Below are 16,600 nucleotides of genomic sequence, written 5' to 3'. Positions count from 1 at the left end.
AGCCCTTTCTGTTCAATGACATTTTAACTTCTTTCCCCACGGCCGTCCAGCACAAAAAATTTTTGCACAGAGGGTAGCAGCGTAATGGCTTGAATCAGCAGGCCTAAGCATGTATAGAAAACATGAACTATCGATACTGCATTCATCATATAGGTCTGTACCATAATCCAGATAATTTGCCCAAATCCGATATAAAGTGACAAGGCCCATGAACTGTGCAACTCTTTAAAAGGATTCAGCCTATCCGCCCATTTCCACTGCGGTCTTTTGATCAAACTATACAGGATCAACAGAGGCAGCAGACCAAACACGACTAGCAATAGAATGCCAGGAATCAGAAAATCAGGAAATATCGTGCTTTCCAGCACCGAAGAGGGTATACCCATCATATCTCCACTCGGATCGACCAAAAGGGCCAGTCCTCCGCCTATCGCACCCACGCTCAAAAAAGCCTGCAGAATATAAAGAAATGTTACTGTAAACGGCCTTTCTTGTCTGTGTATCATTATAGCATCCTCATTTCCGCATCTTGAATTAGATCTGTTCTTATGGTCATAAAATTGCCTCAAACTAATATTACAAGATTTCCCTCCCGTTGACCGAGATACATATCACAACCTGGTTCTACGATACGGACTTCTGGGGTATTCGGTGTGAATTACTGCTCTTTGCGCTATACTAAAGTTACAATAGGAAAAAGGATTGATTTCATCATCCTAAAAAACGAGGAGATAGGAATGACGCAAATCATGCGCTCTTCCAAATATACTTATGACGGATACCAATCTACCTTTATCTAAAGAGTGCATTTACTGCCATCAGAATAAACCACTATCTGAATTCCGCAGGCGTACAGGCAAACGATCCAAGGGCCAATCACGCCGTGGGGCCTGCCGGGAATGCCGTAAACAACGGGAAACTGCGGAGACAAAAAATCTACCTCAGGTTGCGCCAATAACGCGACTCTCTGATTCCCGCTCCCTGTCCGCAGCACCGCAACCGATATCCGCAGCCGTCCCAGCCCTCCTGTCGGCCAAGCCTGCTGCGGTTAAGGCCCATCAGCACTCTTTGCCGGAACGCTCCAGAGAAGGGAAGTCACTTCCCCCTTCTTCGGTAGCCAAGGCTAAAGCCCGTACACGTGGAGCCGAACAACCGCGGATTCATCCGCACCTGCGTGGCCCGAAACCGGAGCCACAGGATACATCGGCACTGATTCCATCTGCCAAAGGGCTGATTCTGATGCGCGGGCACAGCGATAAGGGCCGCCGATGGCATCAGGAGATTGATTTTGAGCTTGCAGTCACTTTGGTCAACGAACGGGCCGCCGTGGTCATCAACCGCCGTACCATCCGCCGAATCTACAGCAATAAGGATTTTCGTGCGATGATATTGACCAGAGACAACTATACCTGTCATTTCTGCGGATTATACGGAGATACGATTGACCATCTGCTGCCACGTGCCAAAGGTGGACATACTACCCCCGAGAACTGCGTCTGTGCCTGCAATCTGTGCAATCAGACCAAGGCTGACCAATATGTAGAGGAATTTATGGGCCGCTAAGGACCATTCCGCATGACGTCACGGTAAGTATTGAATAGCAATTACAAAGACAATAAGCGCCCTTATCCCAGGTCAATTGATGTTCAAATGAACATCAGCCTGAAACACAGAGCGCTTCTTTGTATTATTATGATATTAAACTTTGTTACGCTATAAATTACTCAGGTCAGTCTATCCGGTAATATTCTTCACTCGTCCAACCTGTCCATCCGTCAAGCGCACCTTGATTCCATGCGGATGCCGGGGTGAATTCGTCAGAATATCCTTGACTGATCCGTGCGTAAGCTTGCCTGTAGGCTGATCCTGCTTCAATACAATATCCACTTCAAGCCCAGCGCGGATATCCGCTCTTACCTGTCCGTTCATGATGTGATCTCCTTTCGTGTTACCCTTGTTATTATATCAAAAGATTGTAAAGAGTTATAATGGAGCCAACTACTATAGATAAGGATGAGGACAGCTATGGCCTTCGGAATTAACAGAGATGAATTAACCCGCTGGAAAAAAGCGGTCTCTGCAGGAGAGATCGCTTTCTTGACTCATTATTGGATTGATCGGCGTTTTCCCGGCATTACTACCGTTACCAAAGTTGGCTGCAGCGACCTGGCCCGGTTGACAAGCTGGTGTGAGCACAATGGCTTGCCAGCCAAATATATTCATAACCGCTCACCATTTCCCCATTTCGACCTAATCGGCCCGCAGCAACCGGAAATTCTCCGACGGGAAGGGTTATGGGAACAGCTGGAGCGCTTCAAAATGCTCTGATTCAATTACTTCTTGCTGCGTAGATCCTTCATGATTTTGCGGCCGGTGGGTGTCTGTGCCAGGCCACCCCCTGCTGTCTCGCGGTGTTTCTCCGGCATCGCTGAACCTACCTCCAGCATCACCTGAATTACTTCATCAGACGGAATAACGCTCCGAACACCAGCTAGCGCCATATCCGCGGCTGCTAATGCAGTCACTGCGCCAAAACCGTTTCTAACGATACAAGGAATCTCGACCAGCCCCCCGACCGGATCACAGATAAGACCCAGCGAGTTCTTCAGCGCCAAACCCACAGCATGTACTGCTTGTGCAGGTGTTCCGCCACGCAGTTCGGTCAGCGCGCCCGCCGCCATTCCAATGGCTGAACCAACTTCGGCCTGACAACCACCTTCAGCACCGGAGACAAATGAATTGTTGGCGATGACATAACCAATCGCACCCGCGGCGAACAAGCCGGATACCATATAGTCGTCACTCCAACCAAAACGCTCCTGACAGCTGAGGAATACACCCGGGATAATCCCGCAGGAACCTGCTGTGGGCGTAGCAATAATACGTCCCATTGATGCATTCACTTCAGATACAGCCAATGCGTAAGCCATCGCTTGACCCGCTGATTCGCCAAGACACGGCTCATTCGCTGTGTTATATGCACCGACACGCTGAGCGTCCATCCCCGTAAGTCCACTACGTGAAGTGGTATCTTCAGTCATGCCCCGATGAACCGCTTCTTTCATCACTCCATAATATTGGCTCATCGTAGCGAACTCCTGTTCACTTGGACGTCCGGATTCTGCACTTTGCTCTTCTAACATCAGAGCTCCGATGCCTAAACCGCGTTCCTCACATAATATGGCCAACTCACTCAATGTTTGAAAATTCATGATGTACTTTCCTTCCCTTTCTCTTCCTGTGTACCTTCATTTAAGTTGACCAGCTTTACTGATTTCACAGCAGGCAAAGCCTCTAAATCATGGATCAGCTCAGGTGTAGCGGATTCGTCCAGCTCAAGCACCGTCAAGGCTGCTCCGCTGCGATTTTTCCGATCCAAAGACATATGTCCGATATTAAAATGGCCTCTGCGCATCACATCCGTAACACTGGCCAGAACACCTAAATAGTCCATATGATCAATCAGAACCGTTGGATACATGCCTGTGAGCTTCACTCCAAAGCCATTGATATCCACGATCTCTATATTGCCGCCACCGATCGATATTCCCGTCAGCGTCAACTCACTTCCCGTATCCCGACCGGTTAAATGCAGGCGAACCGTATTGGGATGAGGAAATAATCCGGTTCCCTGCCGGAAGGAAATTTCCATCCCGGCCTCAGCCGCAAGCTCTAAAGAATCGGGCAGCCGAGGGTCATCAGTAGTGAAGTCCAACAGTCCGCCAGCTATTGCCCGATCTGTACCATGCCCCTGATAGGTAGCCGAGAAAGAACCAAAGAACGTCACTTCTGCCACACTCGGCAGCTCACCCAGCACCTGCCGGGCAGCTCTCCCGATTCGCGCAGCTCCTGCTGTATGCGAACTGGAAGGCCCGACCATTGCCGGACCAATAATTGAGAATACATCTTTAAAACGCATACTCAGGCCTCCCGCGATTAGAATTTGACTCTTCTATTATGCTTTTATATTATACTGCACAAGTTGCTGGACTTCACTGTTACATTCACTGTTATATACTCCACTATATACAGGTGTCTTGGGAATACAGCTCGATTCCATCTCTGTACTGCCAGCCAAGACTTTCCCAGAAGCGGCGCCCCAGCACATTGCTCTCGATAACCATCAGATGGCATTTAGCGATGCCGTTTGCCCGCAGCTTGTCCAGACAACGGGACACCAGTTCACGGCCCACTCCCAATCCACGACTATCACTGCTAACCGCAACATGATACATATAACCTCTGCGCCCATCATGTCCGCAGAGCGCTGTCCCAGCAAGAGTACCATCCTCATGCATGCAGATTTGGCTGAAGCCACGATTGCGTTCCAAATAACCTACGATCTCAGCCCGCGAATCCGCTCCACTGAGCCCCATACCCTCCGTATTCTCCCACAGCTTATAAGCCGCCTCATAATCCTCCGCAACCATGTCTCTGTAAATCATTGCTATTCCTCCACTTTCATGTATTTAAATATGACTTCTTGCATAGAGAATCCAGAGCCTCTAGCTCCAGCTCCCCTAACGCCAACAACGCCTCGTAGGGATCACCGTTCAGGCTCAAAACATGTGCAAAAGCTGGCTCCGTCTTCATACCGCCTGATTTCAGGTCTATAATATGTTCGCGGAATTCATTGCCCAGCAAATCTAATATATGTGCTTCGACAATCATATGCAGGCAGCCATTTTGCTGTCCCGTACCCAGAGGCTGAGCGAATAATTCTATAGGCCATCTACCTGCTCGGAAGTTAATCTTGCAGCGAGGCATTCCATTAACCATTCGCGTTACAATGCAGAAATCATCCATTTTGCCAAAATAGCGGCGGACTGTCGCCGTATACTTCTCTTGATCATAAACCTCGCAAATAATATCCAGATCACTACTCTCTACCTGAAGCCCCAGCGGTACAGTACCCACCAGCATCGGTTCATATTCAGCCAGTACATTCATGATATCCAACTGCAGAAGCAGATCGTAGACCTCCTTCTGCACCGTTGAGCCACGCAGCAAATAGGCAAGATTACGCCAATCTCTAGTTCCCGACATGCTTACCTCCAATAATTAATAATTCCGAAATATCTACCTTCAGCTTAACGCAGTAGAATATGTATAAGTAATTATAATATAAAATAACAGTCGCGTGTGTCCCTCTTAAGTGAATACAAAATGCCCTCATCTTAGCCAAAACGGCAAGTAGAGGGCATTTACTATTTTATTGGCCAACACTATCCAACACTCATTCTTAGGAGTTTTAATACTAGTTTTGAGCTGCCAATGTCTTCTTCAAAGGTTCCTTACGTTTGATGAAAAAGGCTAGAACCAATGCAATAACGGCAGCTCCCACCGTTACCAAACGTTTGTTGAGTCAAACAGACAAAAAAATTAACCTGACCACAAACTCACGTAATGATCAACGATCCGCTCCAGCCATTGGCTATCTGTATCTACATCAAAAAACATTTTGCGGAAAATAATTACGGCGATTTGAGAAGTGAATTGGCTCACCGCGATAGGAAAATCCATAGCCCGGACTTCACCTAGTGCAGCACGATCTGCCAAAAAATTAGCCATTGCCTCTAACGGTTGCAGGGTTAGCTCGTTTATGAGCGACAATTGTTCGTTATTCAATAGATTTTTTTCTCTGAATAATATCTGAAAATATTCTTTGTCATCCATAAATTGCTCAGTCAATCTATGGGCAAACGTCAGGAGAGATTTCCTTAGGGGCATATCCTCACCGAGAAATTCCATGGAACCCATGATTGATTTTATTCTTTTTTCTTGTGCGGCTTGAAGAACGGCGTTGAGAATTTCCAGCTTGCCACCAGGAAAGTGGTGATAGGTCAAAGCTTCGCCCATTCCGAGTCCTTTGTTCAATTCCCGCATGGAAGTTGCGTGATATCCATTCTCCGCGAACAAACGCTTAGCGACATCCAGAATTTGTTGCTTCCTCTCTGCTGCTTGGATGTCCCTGCTTGTTTTCTTTTTCATTTGGGTGACTTGAGACATGAGTACTCCACCCTCTCATAGATTATATTAACAGACCAAACACTCGTTGAATGAATTCAAATCAATAATCTCGAACCTGTCAAGTTTATTTTTTATCCGAGAATTGAAGACATTAGACGCGATAACGGCGCACCCATTTCTAGGCATACGCATAGAAATATACGGAAAGAGGGAACGCAAAGAGGAATATTAAGAACGGAAAACCATGTCAACGGAGGGGATATGGTTACAAGCTGAGAACTACCGGATTCATCTCCAGTCCGGCAGTCACATCCACTCTCCTTGGAAAGGACAGCTGCTTATGAACAAAATGAATGACTACGATATCCCGTCGGTCCGGTTAACAGCTGGCTTATACGCCTTAAGTAAATTGGCCTGTGCCGGATTAAACTTTCTGCTCATTTCTCTGCTTCTGCTTGGATTTCCGCAAAACGACGGTATCCCGAAGGGTTGGCCGATTTCTTTACCGTATGCCATCTACGCCTATGGATTACCTACCGCTCTGGTAGCTGATGCTCTTCTACGCATACTGCGCTCCACTTCCCAGATCCTGGCCCTGTTCATATACGCTGCTGCAGGGTTCGGTGCAGGCTTCTGGCTGGTCGCAGAGCAGGGTGGAGATTCAATGCTGTGGGGTATTGGCGGGATTGCCGGACTTTTGCTGTTCCGGATAGCGCAGCTGGTGGTGGAAAGATTCCCGCTGTTACTCCCTATATTTGCGCTGTTCGTGCCGCTTTTGTGTCTGCTCCTGCTCTGACAGGGGTCAGAGTTCTTCTATAATGTCCCCGGCGATTAAGGACGCCGGATTATGACGCCGATAAGCAGCTCGCTCTCCAGCCAACCCGTGCAGGTATACACCAAAGGCAGCCGCCTGCACGGCTTTTAGCCCCTGAGCCAGCAGTCCGGAAATAACGCCTGTCAGCACATCACCCGCTCCGCCGGTACCCATACCTGGATGACCGGTGGTGTTTACATAAGCTTGACCTTCTGGAGTGGCAATTACGGTATGCGCTCCCTTCAGGACAAGGATAACGCCATGCTCCTGCGCGTAGGCCAACGCGAGGCCGATACGGTCATGCTGCACTTCGGCCGTAGATAATCCCGCAAGCCGGGCCATTTCTCCGGGGTGAGGGGTAAGAATGACTGGCTGGCGCCGGTTATTCCAGCTGCTATAATCCTGCTCCGCCAATATATTCAGAGCATCTGCATCTATAACGAGAGGACAAGCCGTCTCCTCCCACAGTCTGCGGAGCCAGTCATTATCTCCCGTAAACCGGCCGAGGCCTGGACCCACGGCCATAACATCTCGCTCAACACTTAGTTTCAGCAGTTCTGCAGCCGTTCCGGCCTCCCAGCTCCCATCTGGGCTGCTGCCAACTGCCGCCAGCATCAGCTCGGGTGCAGCGCCAATAACAAAAGGCAGCAGCTTCTGCGGCAGCGCCCAAGTCACCAGACCGCAGCCTGAGCGCAGCGCGGCACGGGCAGATAGCAGCCCGGCGCCGCTCATGGGCATTGTGCCCGCCGCCACCAGTACATGCCCATATGTGCCCTTATGGCCTTCGGGCGACCGGCAGCGGGACAGGTCCACATCCAGGCGTGTGCGCAGCACTTCCGGTGTCAGCAGGTAGGTCGTCACGCCCGCTTCCCGAGCCAGGGAAGCAGGGATGCCGATCGACCGAACTACCACATGCCCGGCTGCTGCCGCACCGGGATATTGCAGCAGCCCGCGTTTGAGAAACGCGAGGCATACTGTTACAGACGCATGAATGCACGGCTCATGCGTCTCCCCCGTGTCCGCGTTCAGACCACTAGGGATGTCCGCGGACACAATGGCTTTGCCGCTGCTATTCGCCGCGGCAATCAGCTCCGCATAGGCGCCGCGCGGGGCTCCCGCGGCGCCGGTGCCGAGCAGCGCATCCAGGATGCCGCTGCATTCGGCAAAGTCCAGCCTGTCCCGGCCGTATACTACGGCGGACAGGCCCATGGCTGCAGCGGCATCGCGCTGCAGGGCGGCCTCGCCGGTCAGCGACTCCGGCGGCACTGCATAGACCAGCGTGACGGCGACGCCGGCCTCGCTGAGGTACCTTGCGGCGGCGAGGCCATCGCCGCCGTTGTTGCCTTTGCCGACGAGGATCAGCCAGTGTTCGGCGGCGGCAGAGTCCAAGGTCAGCGCCACATCGTCGCTGACCATGAACCCCTTCCACGCGGCGTCCACTCCGCCGCTTCCACTCGCTTTAGCATGCCCGTCCGCTATGCTATACTCGCCCACTACACTATACCCACCCGCTTCATAGCTTCCAGCCGAAGCGGGTGCTGCGCTTCCTCTCCCCCGCCGCCGGCAGAGGGCGATGATCTCTTCCGCAATAGCCCGACCGGCATTCTCCATCAGCGCAATCGCCGGAATTCCCAGCCGCTCAATCGTCTCGCGGTCCAATTCCCGCATTTGCTGCGCAGTCACCAGATACATGTAGTTCAGCCCCCTTCTACCCTTCTACCCTTCTAGCCTACTTCTAACACCATCTACTCTATACTATCAATCAGCCCGGCAATACGACAAAGACTTCCCCTTAACCGGACTACAGATCCGTTATTCTCGGGAATATGGCCTAATCGGGAGCAGCAGCGGACAGAGAATCCGCTATTCATGAATACAGAGTCTTATTTCACATTTTCAGGTGCAATAACGGAATCTCAGTCCGCCAGCAATGAAAGGAGGCCTATTTCAAGGAAATAACGTCTCCTGTGTCCGTTTAGCTACCCAATCCACATCATTAATACGCAACCGTAAATCGGGTCCGGCTGAAATTCCCTTCTTCCAGCTCGTCAATCATAGCCACTGCAAAATCCTCGACGCTGATGATACTGTCACCGTTCTCATCCAGCACAAGTCGGTCCAATCCGATGCGGAAATGTCCTGTTCGCCGCCCTGACTGGATCAAGGCAGCCGGAGTTGCATACGTATAGTCGAGCTCAGAGCTTCTATAGATCTCATAGGCATCTGCATGCGCAGCGGCCAGTGGTCTAATCTCTTCAGGAAAATCCGGTGTATCCATGAGCCATTCCCCGGATTCTGTCTTGAGGCTACCTGCACCGCCAACAATAAGTAACCGGGCTACTCCCGCTGTCTGCAGGCCTTGTACCAGAGAAGCTGCCGCAGTGAGCAGATCAAGCTCGTGCCCTTTTTCCGGCCCGTAAGCGCTAATCACCTCTTCATGCCCACGGACTGCAGCCGCTACTGAAGCGGGGTCCAAGACATCAACCGTTACAATTTGCAGACGCTCATGCTCTATGATTAAAGACTCTGGTCTGCGCACAGCTGCTGTCACCTGATGTTTTCTTTTCAACGCCTCCTGTACAATCGCTTTCCCAATCGTTCCTGATGCACCTATCACTACAACATCCATCTTCTACTTCCTCACTTTCTCCGATAAGGCCCTTACGCGCCTTTCTGATATTCTTCCCTCTATAGCCTTCAATCATTATTAATCCCTTAACCTAACGCCGTAGGAACATCCCCTGTGATTGCGGCATAACTGGCACAAAACCATATTGCTCATAAAGTTTTGCTGCTTCCCCGTCTGCAATCAAACTTACGTATGCCTTATCAGGTACCGTATCAAGATAAGCAGCTATTTCACGCATAATTATTTTTCCGAGACCACGTCCTTGGTGGGAGGGAGTTACCGCTATATCAGTTATTTGGAAGAAACAACCCCCGTCCCCAACCACACGTCCCATAGCAATAAGTTGATCTTCTTCATATAATGTCACAGCAAAAGAAGAGCGCGGCAGTCCGATCCCGGCTCCCTCCACACTCATTGGACTAAGTCCAGCGTCATGGCGCAGCTTCAAATACTGCTCAATTGAAGGTGCTTCATGGCGGATAACCAGCTTCTCCATACTCTAGATCCCCCTGCTTCTTTCGCTCTCTTGTGCGATTTAGTGACCCTACTGCATACTGTTACCAATATATACGACAGCGTTGCTCACAACAAGGGTAACCAGTGTACCACAACTTTGAAACGACAGCTCTTTTCCTACGTAATACAACTTATGAAATAGTGGATAACAACACTGCCTTATCTATCCATTTACAATAATTCTAATTAGGATGGTGAAGTATAATGTCTCCTTTAGCAAAACTCCTAAAATGGGGAACTTTCGCGTATGAAGCCTTTTTGGCCCTGCCGTTTATCGGTGGACTCTTTGTAGTAGCTAATGGTTGGACCCCGCTTGGCATAGCCTTTTTACTGCATGCTGTTGCTGTTATTGTACTGCTAAAAGAACGTGGACCTTTTATCGGAAATATTCTCGGAATAGTCACTTCAATTGTAGCGCTAATTCCTTTCGTTGGCTGGATTATGCACGGTATCACTGCTATTGTGCTGCTGGTAGAAGGTGTCTCCACCTCACGGCGGACCCCACGCTATTAATCAGAGCGCATACTGCCGCTCACTGAAAAGACCCGCTCCTCAAATTCATTGAGAGTAGCGGGTCTTTTTTGATAACAATTTATAAGTGCAATAGTAGCTTCTATCCTCGTCCTACAGAACGGGAATCGGTCCGCCGGCTTCCGGTCTCTCCACTATAACGTGTATTTGCATTTGGGGTTGCATTTGCATTTCCGTTCTCAAAACGCTTGCGTTCCGTTCGCTCCATCTGGACAATCTGCCCTTCATGCACCACTATATGCAATGAGCCGAATTCCATTTCATCCAGAAGTCCTGCAATCCGCTCCAACCATATCTCATCCACCTTCAGCGGTTTAGCCATTCTCCAGCCTCCCTTTCCCCGGGTCGGGATCATCTCCCGCCGAACTAAATTCCGTAATTACCCAGCTGTATACTAAGAATTAACTTAGCACGGAATCAAAAGTGCTGTCAATGAGCATTTTTGCGTGAGAGCCAGCTTTTAATGATCATCGTCACTAACGCCAGCAGCAGCAATAATGATGCTACGGCAAAAGACGCCGAAAATTGATATTCGTTATACAAAATCTCCACATGCAATGGTAGGGTATTCGTCTCCCCGCGGATATGTCCGGATACGACAGACACCGCACCGAATTCACCCATGGCCCGCGCATTACACAGAATAATACCGTACAATAGGCCCCATTTAATATTGGGCAAGGTTACCCGGAAAAAGACCTGCCAACCGCGTGCCCCCAATGTAATGGCCGCCTCCTCTTCCTGTGTGCCCTGATCCTCCATCAGCGGTATAAGCTCGCGCGCCACAAAAGGAAAGGTCACAAAAAGCGTTGCCAGTACGATCCCCGGAAGCGCAAACACAATCTTGATATCATGGGCGCTCAGCCAGGAACCAAACCAGCCGTGTGCGCCGAACACCAGAACAAAGATAAGTCCGCCAATGACCGGCGATACAGCAAAAGGCAGATCAATTAATGTGATGAGAAAGCCTTTGCCGCGGAAACGAAATTTGGTCACCGCCCAAGCCGCCGTTACCCCAAAAATGGTGTTGAGGGGTACCGTGATCGCTGCAACAAGCAGTGTCAGCCGTAAGGCTGACGCGGCATCGGGATCTGTCAGCGCAGCCACATATACGCCCCAGCCTTTTTTCAATGACTCGGTCAGCACAACGATCAGTGGCAGAGCAATCAGCCAGAACAAGACCAAGCCAGCGGCGACAATCAGCACCCATTTTACAGCAGTGGATTCCCTCGTCGCGGGCGAAGACACACTCTTCTTCAGCCGAGGTACGTTGAGGGGGACAGTGCCCGCCATAATTATTCCTCCCAAAAGTTTTGTTAGCATTGACTTCATGAGTTACTTCGTACAAAACTTGCTTCGTAAGCACACTACATTCTACCGAGACGTTTTACGAGCCCAACGCTGAAGCGAATTGATAACTAGCAGCATAAGAAAAGAAATCAGGAGCAGAAGCAGCGCCACAGCTGTAGCTCCGGCATAATCGTATTGCTCCAGCTTCGACATGATGAGCAGCGGAGCTATCTCCGTCCGCATCGGCATGTTGCCGGAGATGAATACGACAGAGCCAAATTCACCGATACCACGGGCAAAAGCCAGCGCGAAGCCGGTCAGTAGCGGAGGAATCAACTCCGGCAGCACGACCGAACGAAAAGTCCGGAAGCGGCCTGCACCGAGCGTCGCAGAAGCTTCCTCCATATCGCAGTCCAGATCTTCAAGCACAGGCTGAACCGTTCGAACCACAAACGGAATACCGATGAACATCAGAGCGAGTGTAATCCCGAGCGGTGTGAAGGCGACCTTAAGTCCCAGCGGCTCCAGCCAAGAGCCAATCCACCCGTTTGTAGAGTACAGTGCTGTCAGTGAGACACCTGCTACGGCCGTTGGCAGTGCAAACGGAAGATCGATCAGAGCATCGAACATTCTTTTGCCCGGAAACTCGTAGCGCACTAACACCCAGGCCAGCAACAGACCTAGAAAAGCATCTACAAAAGCAGCAGCCCCAGCCGTAGTCAGACTGACACGATAGGAAGCCAGCACCCTTGCATCCGTGGCTACATCCCAGAATTTCACCCAGCTGAGACCCGTCGAATTAAAGAGCAGCGCTGAGAGCGGGATCAGAACAACGAGGCTCAAGTAAAGTACGCTGAAGCCCATCGTGAGCCCAAAGCCAGGCAACACCTTGCGTCGTGCTGCAGCTGTAGTGGTGACATTCATGCCTTATTCATCCTTTCTTGCCTTCGGCTTGCTTGCCGATCAGCTGCCCGGTACATAGATCTTGTCAAAGATCCCGCCGTCATTAAAGTGCTTCTCCTGTGTTTCTTTCCATGTTCCGAACTTATCAGCAAGCGTGAACAGCTTGATATCCGGGAACTTATCCTTGTACTCCGCTTTAACACTTTCCAGTGTAGGACGGTAGTAGTTCTCAGCCGCGATTTTTTGTCCTTCTTCAGAATAAAGATACTTCAGATAAGCTTCTGCAACCTCACGTGTTCCTCTTTTATCCACTACCTTATCCACTACAGCAACCGGAGGTTCAGCCAGAATGCTCTCGGAAGGATTAATAATCTCAAACTTGTCGGGTCCCAACTCTTTTACCGACAGATAAGCTTCATTCTCCCAAGCAATCAGTACATCGCCAATTCCCCGCTCTACAAAAGTTGTTGTTGAACCACGTGCACCAGTATCCAGTACAGGAACATGTGTAAACAATTCTTTTACAAATTCCTGCGCTTTGGCCTCATCGTTATTGTTATGATCCAGTGCATAACCCCAAGCTGCTAGATAATTCCAGCGCGCACCACCTGAAGTCTTAGGATTTGGAGTAATAACCTCTACATCTTTCTTCAATAAATCCGGCCAGTCCTTGATGCCCTTCGGATTGCCTTTGCGTACAAGGAATACGATAGTGGAAGTGTATGGGGAGCTGTTAAGATCAAATTTCTTGGCCCAGCCTTCATTAATAAGTCCTTTTTCTTGCAGTGCATCAATATCATAACCAAGTGCCAGTGTCACTACGTCCGCTTCCAGACCGTCAAGCACGGCTCGGCTCTGCGCACCCGATCCTCCATGCGATTGTTTAATCGTTACCTTCTGGCCGGTTTCCTGCTCCCAATGAGCCGAAAATGCATTGTTATAATTCTCATAAAGTTCGCGAGTAGGGTCATAGGAAACGTTAAGCAGTTCTACCGGATCTTTAGCTGGTGCCTTCGTCGCTTCGGCAGTTGCGGTGGCATTACCAGAATTGGTCGCTGGTGCATCCGTCGCAGCATTTGTATTATTATTGCTGCCGCAAGCAGCGAGCCCTACCGTTAACAGTAATGAAAAGCCAACCAGAAGCCCTTTTTTATTCCTTTTCTTCATTTCGAACCACTCCCCCATGTTTTTGATATTTTATCTAGCAATACCTCCGGTGAATACAATGTTGAGGTTGATTAAAAAAAGAACGGAGGAAGGCCCACTTAGGGTAGGTCAAACCGGTCCCTATAGGACACGTGTCTGCTTAGCCATATTGCGGGCGCTCCTCCGTTCGTACGGTAAGAACATCTAATTAATTATTCCTACCTTTTTAGTAGGTTATAAGGACATAATACTGAAACCCATCTACCCTGTCAAACCTTTTTTTCTTAATGGGCACCGGTATAGTTAAACATGCTGGCAGTTGTTCCTGTAAGACCCACTTGTTATTGATGCTATAAAGTAATATTATTGCTACATCTTAAGGGGAAACGAAATTTAACGCGAATGTCAGGGGAGTCAATTATGGGCATGGATTTGGAGTATGGACCTGCGTATGGTCCAGCACCTGCACCGCTGAGGCCACGGTTGTACAGGCGTATATTGGTAGAGATGGGACGAAGAATTGGAGAAACGTACCGTTATGATACCGCCTTGTGGAGGACAGCACTCTCCGGTCTATGGTTGATCGGGTTTTTAGCTTTTACCGTCTCCATTCTGGGTATACCCACCGGATTCGGAGTAGCGACCGACATCTTGCTGGCTGCAGGTGCCGGGACCATCGTGCTGGCCATTGCCGGCAATGTTGTAGCTATACTGCTGGCATTGACCGGAATGCGCATTCCACGCTTATTTGCGGGTTTTTTGTTGAGCGATATGGGAGTAATTCTACTAATACTCTATTACGCTGATTTAGAGATTGAAGCTGCGGCTGTCATTGCTGTCCTCGTAACTCTGCTAGGCGGTCTGGCCGGTCTGGCGGTGGGTCTCCTGCGTAGCGGAAAGGTAGCACGGCGGGTCACGGGAATAATTCTACTGGTAGCGCTGAGCTTGTTCCCCCTTACTCTAGTAAACGGGGGGCAAGGGAACCCTCTGCAGGGATCGGTGGATACAGATGTTGTACCGCTAAGCGCTGCAGATCCCGGAGTGCCCGGTAATTATAGCTGGCACAGGTTCACCTATGCCAGCGGCAAAGATTTACATCGTACAGAGTACGGCGCAGACGCAAGTCTTATCTCTGCTGAAGTAGATGCCTCTGCTTATATTAAGGATTGGTCAGAGCTACGGACCTTATTCTGGGGCTTCGGTTACAAGTCACTTCCCCTAAACGCACAGGTCTGGATGCCTGAGGGTGAAGGGCCTTACCCGCTTGTCTTAATGGTGCATGGCAATCATATGATGGAGGATTATTCTGAAGGGGGTTATGCTTATCTGGGCGAGCTGTTGGCAAGCCGGGGTTTCATTGCAATATCTCTGGACGAGAACTTCTTAAACTACTCCGCATGGTCCGGTATCCCGGACAATGATTTCAAAGTCCGGACCTGGATGATTCTGAAGCATTTGGAGCAAATCGCAACATTCTCGAAAGAGTCCGGCAATCCTTTTTATCAAAAAATCGATTTCGCACAAACGGCTTTACTCGGGCATAGCCGTGGAGGTCAGGCGGTGGCTATGGCTGCAGATGCTGGTCGCTGGTTCAAAAGTGATCCTGTACTTGCCGCAACGGATGCCTTCCATATTGCTTCAGTCATCGCTTTGGCTCCTACAGACAAGGCGATAGACGGTCAGCAGGCGAGGCTCAATGATGTTAATTACCTGACACTCCAGGGTGCCCGCGATGGGGATGTACATGATTTCTACGGTGACCGGCAATACATTCGTACATCCTATTCACGTAACTCGAATGCTTTTAAGAGCTCGCTCTATATTGCCGATGCTAATCATAGCCAATTTAATAGTGATTGGGGTCTTACGGATCAGGCACTACCTGCGGGTCTGTTTCTAAGCCGCAGCCAGATTATGGACGGCAATGACCAGAGGCAGATCGCCAAAGTTTATGTATCTGCCTTTCTGGAGAGCACACTACATGGAAAGAAAGAATATCAGGACTTATTCCATGATTACCGCAGTGGCCTGCAGTGGCTACCGGAGACCACCTACTATAACCGTTTCCAGAGTGGCGGGTTTCGGCCAATAGTGACCTTTGATGAGGATCGCAACAAAAACACAGCAGGGAATGGAACTGCAGAAGCAACGGGATTACTCTGGACTGAAGAGCTCGCCAAGGACCGCGAATCCAAGAGCAAAGCGACTTACGGTGTCGTTCTGGAGCACACAGCCAAAGAGAGCGAGGTTGCCTCTTATAGCATTACTCTTAAGAGTGGGGTAGTCACTGAACTAAGCCTGGAGGGTGCACAGGGGCTAAGCTTCTCCCTGGCAAACCACGACGCTGACAAGGTAAAAGACAACCAGGAAACTCCGCTATCCCCGGATGTGGAAATTGAGCTGACAGACGAAAAGGGGACCAGTGCACGACTTCCATTGAACGAGTTACGGAAGATTCTACCCCTGCCGCAGACTCAGTTCACCTGGACTCCTTGGTTAGAGGAACGGATGAGCGATGGCAAATACGGCGATCTCTCGGAGGCGATTTTCCAGACTTATGAATTGCCGTTCGAAGAGTTTCAGAAGGAAGAGCCTTCACTAGACCCCGAGAAGCTGACCACAATCACCTTCTATCTCCAAGAGAAAGGTGACAAGATTATGCTCGATGATATTGGATTCTATGATGGAGGAACCGGAACAACAACAGTTAAGTAAACAAACTGCCATTATACAAAGGGCCTCCCCTGCCGCGCTAATCCGCAGCAGAGGAGGCCCTTTGTATTGTTACATACCTTAATTAT

Annotated in this window: 19 protein-coding genes; 5 read left to right on the top strand and 14 right to left on the bottom strand. The window is 49.9% G+C overall.

The genetic code is table 11. The features are described from left to right. Positions 1 to 23: 23 nt before the first annotated feature. Positions 24 to 506, bottom strand: coding sequence for a hypothetical protein (locus GJB61_RS20595; protein WP_229522112.1), 483 nt, complete (start codon positions 504 to 506; stop codon positions 24 to 26). Between the two features lie 265 nt (positions 507 to 771). Here GJB61_RS20595 and GJB61_RS20590 point away from each other — a divergent pair, with 265 nt between their 5' ends. After that, positions 772 to 1,563 carry an HNH endonuclease gene (locus GJB61_RS20590; RefSeq protein ID WP_154120901.1) on the top strand — a complete coding sequence of 264 codons (792 nt, stop codon included), beginning with the start codon at positions 772 to 774 and terminating at the stop codon, positions 1,561 to 1,563. A 171-nt stretch (positions 1,564 to 1,734) separates the two neighbouring features. On the opposite strand, the gene GJB61_RS20585 is transcribed toward GJB61_RS20590, so the two are convergent. Beyond that, positions 1,735 to 1,929 carry a YwbE family protein gene (locus GJB61_RS20585; RefSeq protein WP_154120900.1) on the bottom strand — a complete coding sequence of 65 codons (195 nt, stop codon included), beginning with the start codon at positions 1,927 to 1,929 and terminating at the stop codon, positions 1,735 to 1,737. Positions 1,930 to 2,025: 96 nt separating this feature from the next. On the opposite strand from GJB61_RS20585, the gene GJB61_RS20580 reads away from it, so the two are divergent. Next, positions 2,026 to 2,328 carry a hypothetical protein gene (locus tag GJB61_RS20580; protein ID WP_154120899.1) on the top strand — a complete coding sequence of 101 codons (303 nt, stop codon included), beginning with the start codon at positions 2,026 to 2,028 and terminating at the stop codon, positions 2,326 to 2,328. A 5-nt stretch (positions 2,329 to 2,333) separates the two neighbouring features. On the opposite strand, the gene sdaAA is transcribed toward GJB61_RS20580, so the two are convergent. From sdaAA to GJB61_RS20555, 5 genes are all read right to left on the bottom strand, one after another. Continuing rightward, on the bottom strand, positions 2,334 to 3,212 hold the full coding sequence (gene sdaAA, locus GJB61_RS20575) for an L-serine ammonia-lyase, iron-sulfur-dependent, subunit alpha (protein ID WP_154120898.1): 879 nt from the start codon (positions 3,210 to 3,212) through the stop codon (positions 2,334 to 2,336). Next, positions 3,209 to 3,919, bottom strand: a complete 711-nt coding sequence (gene sdaAB / locus GJB61_RS20570) for an L-serine ammonia-lyase, iron-sulfur-dependent subunit beta (protein WP_154120897.1) — start codon at positions 3,917 to 3,919, stop codon at positions 3,209 to 3,211. Before sdaAB ends, sdaAA begins: the two co-directional genes overlap by 4 nt. Positions 3,920 to 4,022: 103 nt before the next feature. Beyond that, complete coding sequence (locus tag GJB61_RS20565) at positions 4,023 to 4,445, bottom strand: GNAT family N-acetyltransferase (RefSeq protein WP_154120896.1); 423 nt, start codon at positions 4,443 to 4,445, stop codon at positions 4,023 to 4,025. Positions 4,446 to 4,461: 16 nt separating this feature from the next. Continuing rightward, positions 4,462 to 5,046 carry a DUF4269 domain-containing protein gene (locus tag GJB61_RS20560; protein WP_154120895.1) on the bottom strand — a complete coding sequence of 195 codons (585 nt, stop codon included), beginning with the start codon at positions 5,044 to 5,046 and terminating at the stop codon, positions 4,462 to 4,464. A 336-nt stretch (positions 5,047 to 5,382) separates the two neighbouring features. Beyond that, on the bottom strand, positions 5,383 to 5,991 hold the full coding sequence (locus GJB61_RS20555; protein ID WP_195724418.1) for a TetR/AcrR family transcriptional regulator: 609 nt from the start codon (positions 5,989 to 5,991) through the stop codon (positions 5,383 to 5,385). A 223-nt stretch (positions 5,992 to 6,214) separates the two neighbouring features. Between GJB61_RS20555 and GJB61_RS20550 the strand changes: the two genes are divergently transcribed. After that, on the top strand, positions 6,215 to 6,766 hold the full coding sequence (locus tag GJB61_RS20550) for a hypothetical protein (protein ID WP_195724417.1): 552 nt from the start codon (positions 6,215 to 6,217) through the stop codon (positions 6,764 to 6,766). A gap of 6 nt (positions 6,767 to 6,772) precedes the next feature. Here GJB61_RS20550 and GJB61_RS20545 read toward each other — a convergent pair whose 3' ends face one another. From GJB61_RS20545 to GJB61_RS20535, 3 genes are all read right to left on the bottom strand, one after another. Continuing rightward, a complete protein-coding gene (locus tag GJB61_RS20545; RefSeq protein ID WP_154120892.1) occupies positions 6,773 to 8,476 on the bottom strand; it encodes an NAD(P)H-hydrate dehydratase in 1,704 nt (567 codons plus the stop codon). A gap of 304 nt (positions 8,477 to 8,780) precedes the next feature. After that, a complete protein-coding gene (locus GJB61_RS20540; protein ID WP_154120891.1) occupies positions 8,781 to 9,413 on the bottom strand; it encodes an NAD(P)-dependent oxidoreductase in 633 nt (210 codons plus the stop codon). A 91-nt stretch (positions 9,414 to 9,504) separates the two neighbouring features. Then, positions 9,505 to 9,909: a GNAT family N-acetyltransferase gene (locus GJB61_RS20535; protein ID WP_154120890.1), complete on the bottom strand. Its 405-nt coding sequence runs from the start codon at positions 9,907 to 9,909 to the stop codon at positions 9,505 to 9,507. 224 nt (positions 9,910 to 10,133) lie between these two features. Between GJB61_RS20535 and GJB61_RS20530 the strand changes: the two genes are divergently transcribed. Next, positions 10,134 to 10,442: a hypothetical protein gene (locus GJB61_RS20530; protein ID WP_154120889.1), complete on the top strand. Its 309-nt coding sequence runs from the start codon at positions 10,134 to 10,136 to the stop codon at positions 10,440 to 10,442. 100 nt (positions 10,443 to 10,542) lie between these two features. On the opposite strand, the gene GJB61_RS20525 is transcribed toward GJB61_RS20530, so the two are convergent. The 4 genes from GJB61_RS20525 to GJB61_RS20510 all read right to left on the bottom strand — a co-directional run bounded on the left by GJB61_RS20525 (position 10,543) and on the right by GJB61_RS20510 (position 13,820). After that, positions 10,543 to 10,782 carry a YezD family protein gene (locus GJB61_RS20525; RefSeq protein ID WP_154120888.1) on the bottom strand — a complete coding sequence of 80 codons (240 nt, stop codon included), beginning with the start codon at positions 10,780 to 10,782 and terminating at the stop codon, positions 10,543 to 10,545. Between the two features lie 107 nt (positions 10,783 to 10,889). Continuing rightward, positions 10,890 to 11,753, bottom strand: coding sequence for a sulfate ABC transporter permease subunit CysW (cysW, locus tag GJB61_RS20520; RefSeq protein ID WP_154120887.1), 864 nt, complete (start codon positions 11,751 to 11,753; stop codon positions 10,890 to 10,892). An 81-nt stretch (positions 11,754 to 11,834) separates the two neighbouring features. Further along, positions 11,835 to 12,674 carry a sulfate ABC transporter permease subunit CysT gene (cysT, locus tag GJB61_RS20515; RefSeq protein WP_154120886.1) on the bottom strand — a complete coding sequence of 280 codons (840 nt, stop codon included), beginning with the start codon at positions 12,672 to 12,674 and terminating at the stop codon, positions 11,835 to 11,837. Between the two features lie 39 nt (positions 12,675 to 12,713). Further along, positions 12,714 to 13,820 carry a sulfate ABC transporter substrate-binding protein gene (locus tag GJB61_RS20510; RefSeq protein WP_154120885.1) on the bottom strand — a complete coding sequence of 369 codons (1,107 nt, stop codon included), beginning with the start codon at positions 13,818 to 13,820 and terminating at the stop codon, positions 12,714 to 12,716. Positions 13,821 to 14,219: 399 nt separating this feature from the next. On the opposite strand from GJB61_RS20510, the gene GJB61_RS20505 reads away from it, so the two are divergent. Further along, on the top strand, positions 14,220 to 16,514 hold the full coding sequence (locus GJB61_RS20505; protein WP_195724416.1) for an alpha/beta hydrolase family protein: 2,295 nt from the start codon (positions 14,220 to 14,222) through the stop codon (positions 16,512 to 16,514). The last annotated feature ends 86 nt before the right edge of the window (positions 16,515 to 16,600 follow it).

Origin of the sequence: Paenibacillus monticola (genome assembly GCF_009664975.1) — a bacterium.
Lineage (GTDB): Bacteria > Bacillota > Bacilli > Paenibacillales > Paenibacillaceae > Paenibacillus_AQ > Paenibacillus_AQ monticola.
This window is presented reverse-complemented; position numbering and strand designations above follow the sequence as displayed.

What these genes read in the sequence shown, in the direction of transcription:
- GJB61_RS20595 (WP_229522112.1), bottom strand. Translation starts at nt 506, where the DNA reads ATGATACACAGACAAGAAAGGCCGTTTACAGTAACATTTCTTTATATT.
- GJB61_RS20590 (WP_154120901.1), top strand. Translation starts at nt 772, where the DNA reads ATGACGGATACCAATCTACCTTTATCTAAAGAGTGCATTTACTGCCAT.
- GJB61_RS20585 (WP_154120900.1), bottom strand. Translation starts at nt 1,929, where the DNA reads ATGAACGGACAGGTAAGAGCGGATATCCGCGCTGGGCTTGAAGTGGAT.
- GJB61_RS20580 (WP_154120899.1), top strand. Translation starts at nt 2,026, where the DNA reads ATGGCCTTCGGAATTAACAGAGATGAATTAACCCGCTGGAAAAAAGCG.
- sdaAA (WP_154120898.1), bottom strand. Translation starts at nt 3,212, where the DNA reads ATGAATTTTCAAACATTGAGTGAGTTGGCCATATTATGTGAGGAACGC.
- sdaAB (WP_154120897.1), bottom strand. Translation starts at nt 3,919, where the DNA reads ATGCGTTTTAAAGATGTATTCTCAATTATTGGTCCGGCAATGGTCGGG.
- GJB61_RS20565 (WP_154120896.1), bottom strand. Translation starts at nt 4,445, where the DNA reads ATGATTTACAGAGACATGGTTGCGGAGGATTATGAGGCGGCTTATAAG.
- GJB61_RS20560 (WP_154120895.1), bottom strand. Translation starts at nt 5,046, where the DNA reads ATGTCGGGAACTAGAGATTGGCGTAATCTTGCCTATTTGCTGCGTGGC.
- GJB61_RS20555 (WP_195724418.1), bottom strand. Translation starts at nt 5,991, where the DNA reads ATGAAAAAGAAAACAAGCAGGGACATCCAAGCAGCAGAGAGGAAGCAA.
- GJB61_RS20550 (WP_195724417.1), top strand. Translation starts at nt 6,215, where the DNA reads ATGTCAACGGAGGGGATATGGTTACAAGCTGAGAACTACCGGATTCAT.
- GJB61_RS20545 (WP_154120892.1), bottom strand. Translation starts at nt 8,476, where the DNA reads ATGTATCTGGTGACTGCGCAGCAAATGCGGGAATTGGACCGCGAGACG.
- GJB61_RS20540 (WP_154120891.1), bottom strand. Translation starts at nt 9,413, where the DNA reads ATGGATGTTGTAGTGATAGGTGCATCAGGAACGATTGGGAAAGCGATT.
- GJB61_RS20535 (WP_154120890.1), bottom strand. Translation starts at nt 9,909, where the DNA reads ATGGAGAAGCTGGTTATCCGCCATGAAGCACCTTCAATTGAGCAGTAT.
- GJB61_RS20530 (WP_154120889.1), top strand. Translation starts at nt 10,134, where the DNA reads ATGTCTCCTTTAGCAAAACTCCTAAAATGGGGAACTTTCGCGTATGAA.
- GJB61_RS20525 (WP_154120888.1), bottom strand. Translation starts at nt 10,782, where the DNA reads ATGGCTAAACCGCTGAAGGTGGATGAGATATGGTTGGAGCGGATTGCA.
- cysW (WP_154120887.1), bottom strand. Translation starts at nt 11,753, where the DNA reads ATGGCGGGCACTGTCCCCCTCAACGTACCTCGGCTGAAGAAGAGTGTG.
- cysT (WP_154120886.1), bottom strand. Translation starts at nt 12,674, where the DNA reads ATGAATGTCACCACTACAGCTGCAGCACGACGCAAGGTGTTGCCTGGC.
- GJB61_RS20510 (WP_154120885.1), bottom strand. Translation starts at nt 13,820, where the DNA reads ATGAAGAAAAGGAATAAAAAAGGGCTTCTGGTTGGCTTTTCATTACTG.
- GJB61_RS20505 (WP_195724416.1), top strand. Translation starts at nt 14,220, where the DNA reads ATGGGCATGGATTTGGAGTATGGACCTGCGTATGGTCCAGCACCTGCA.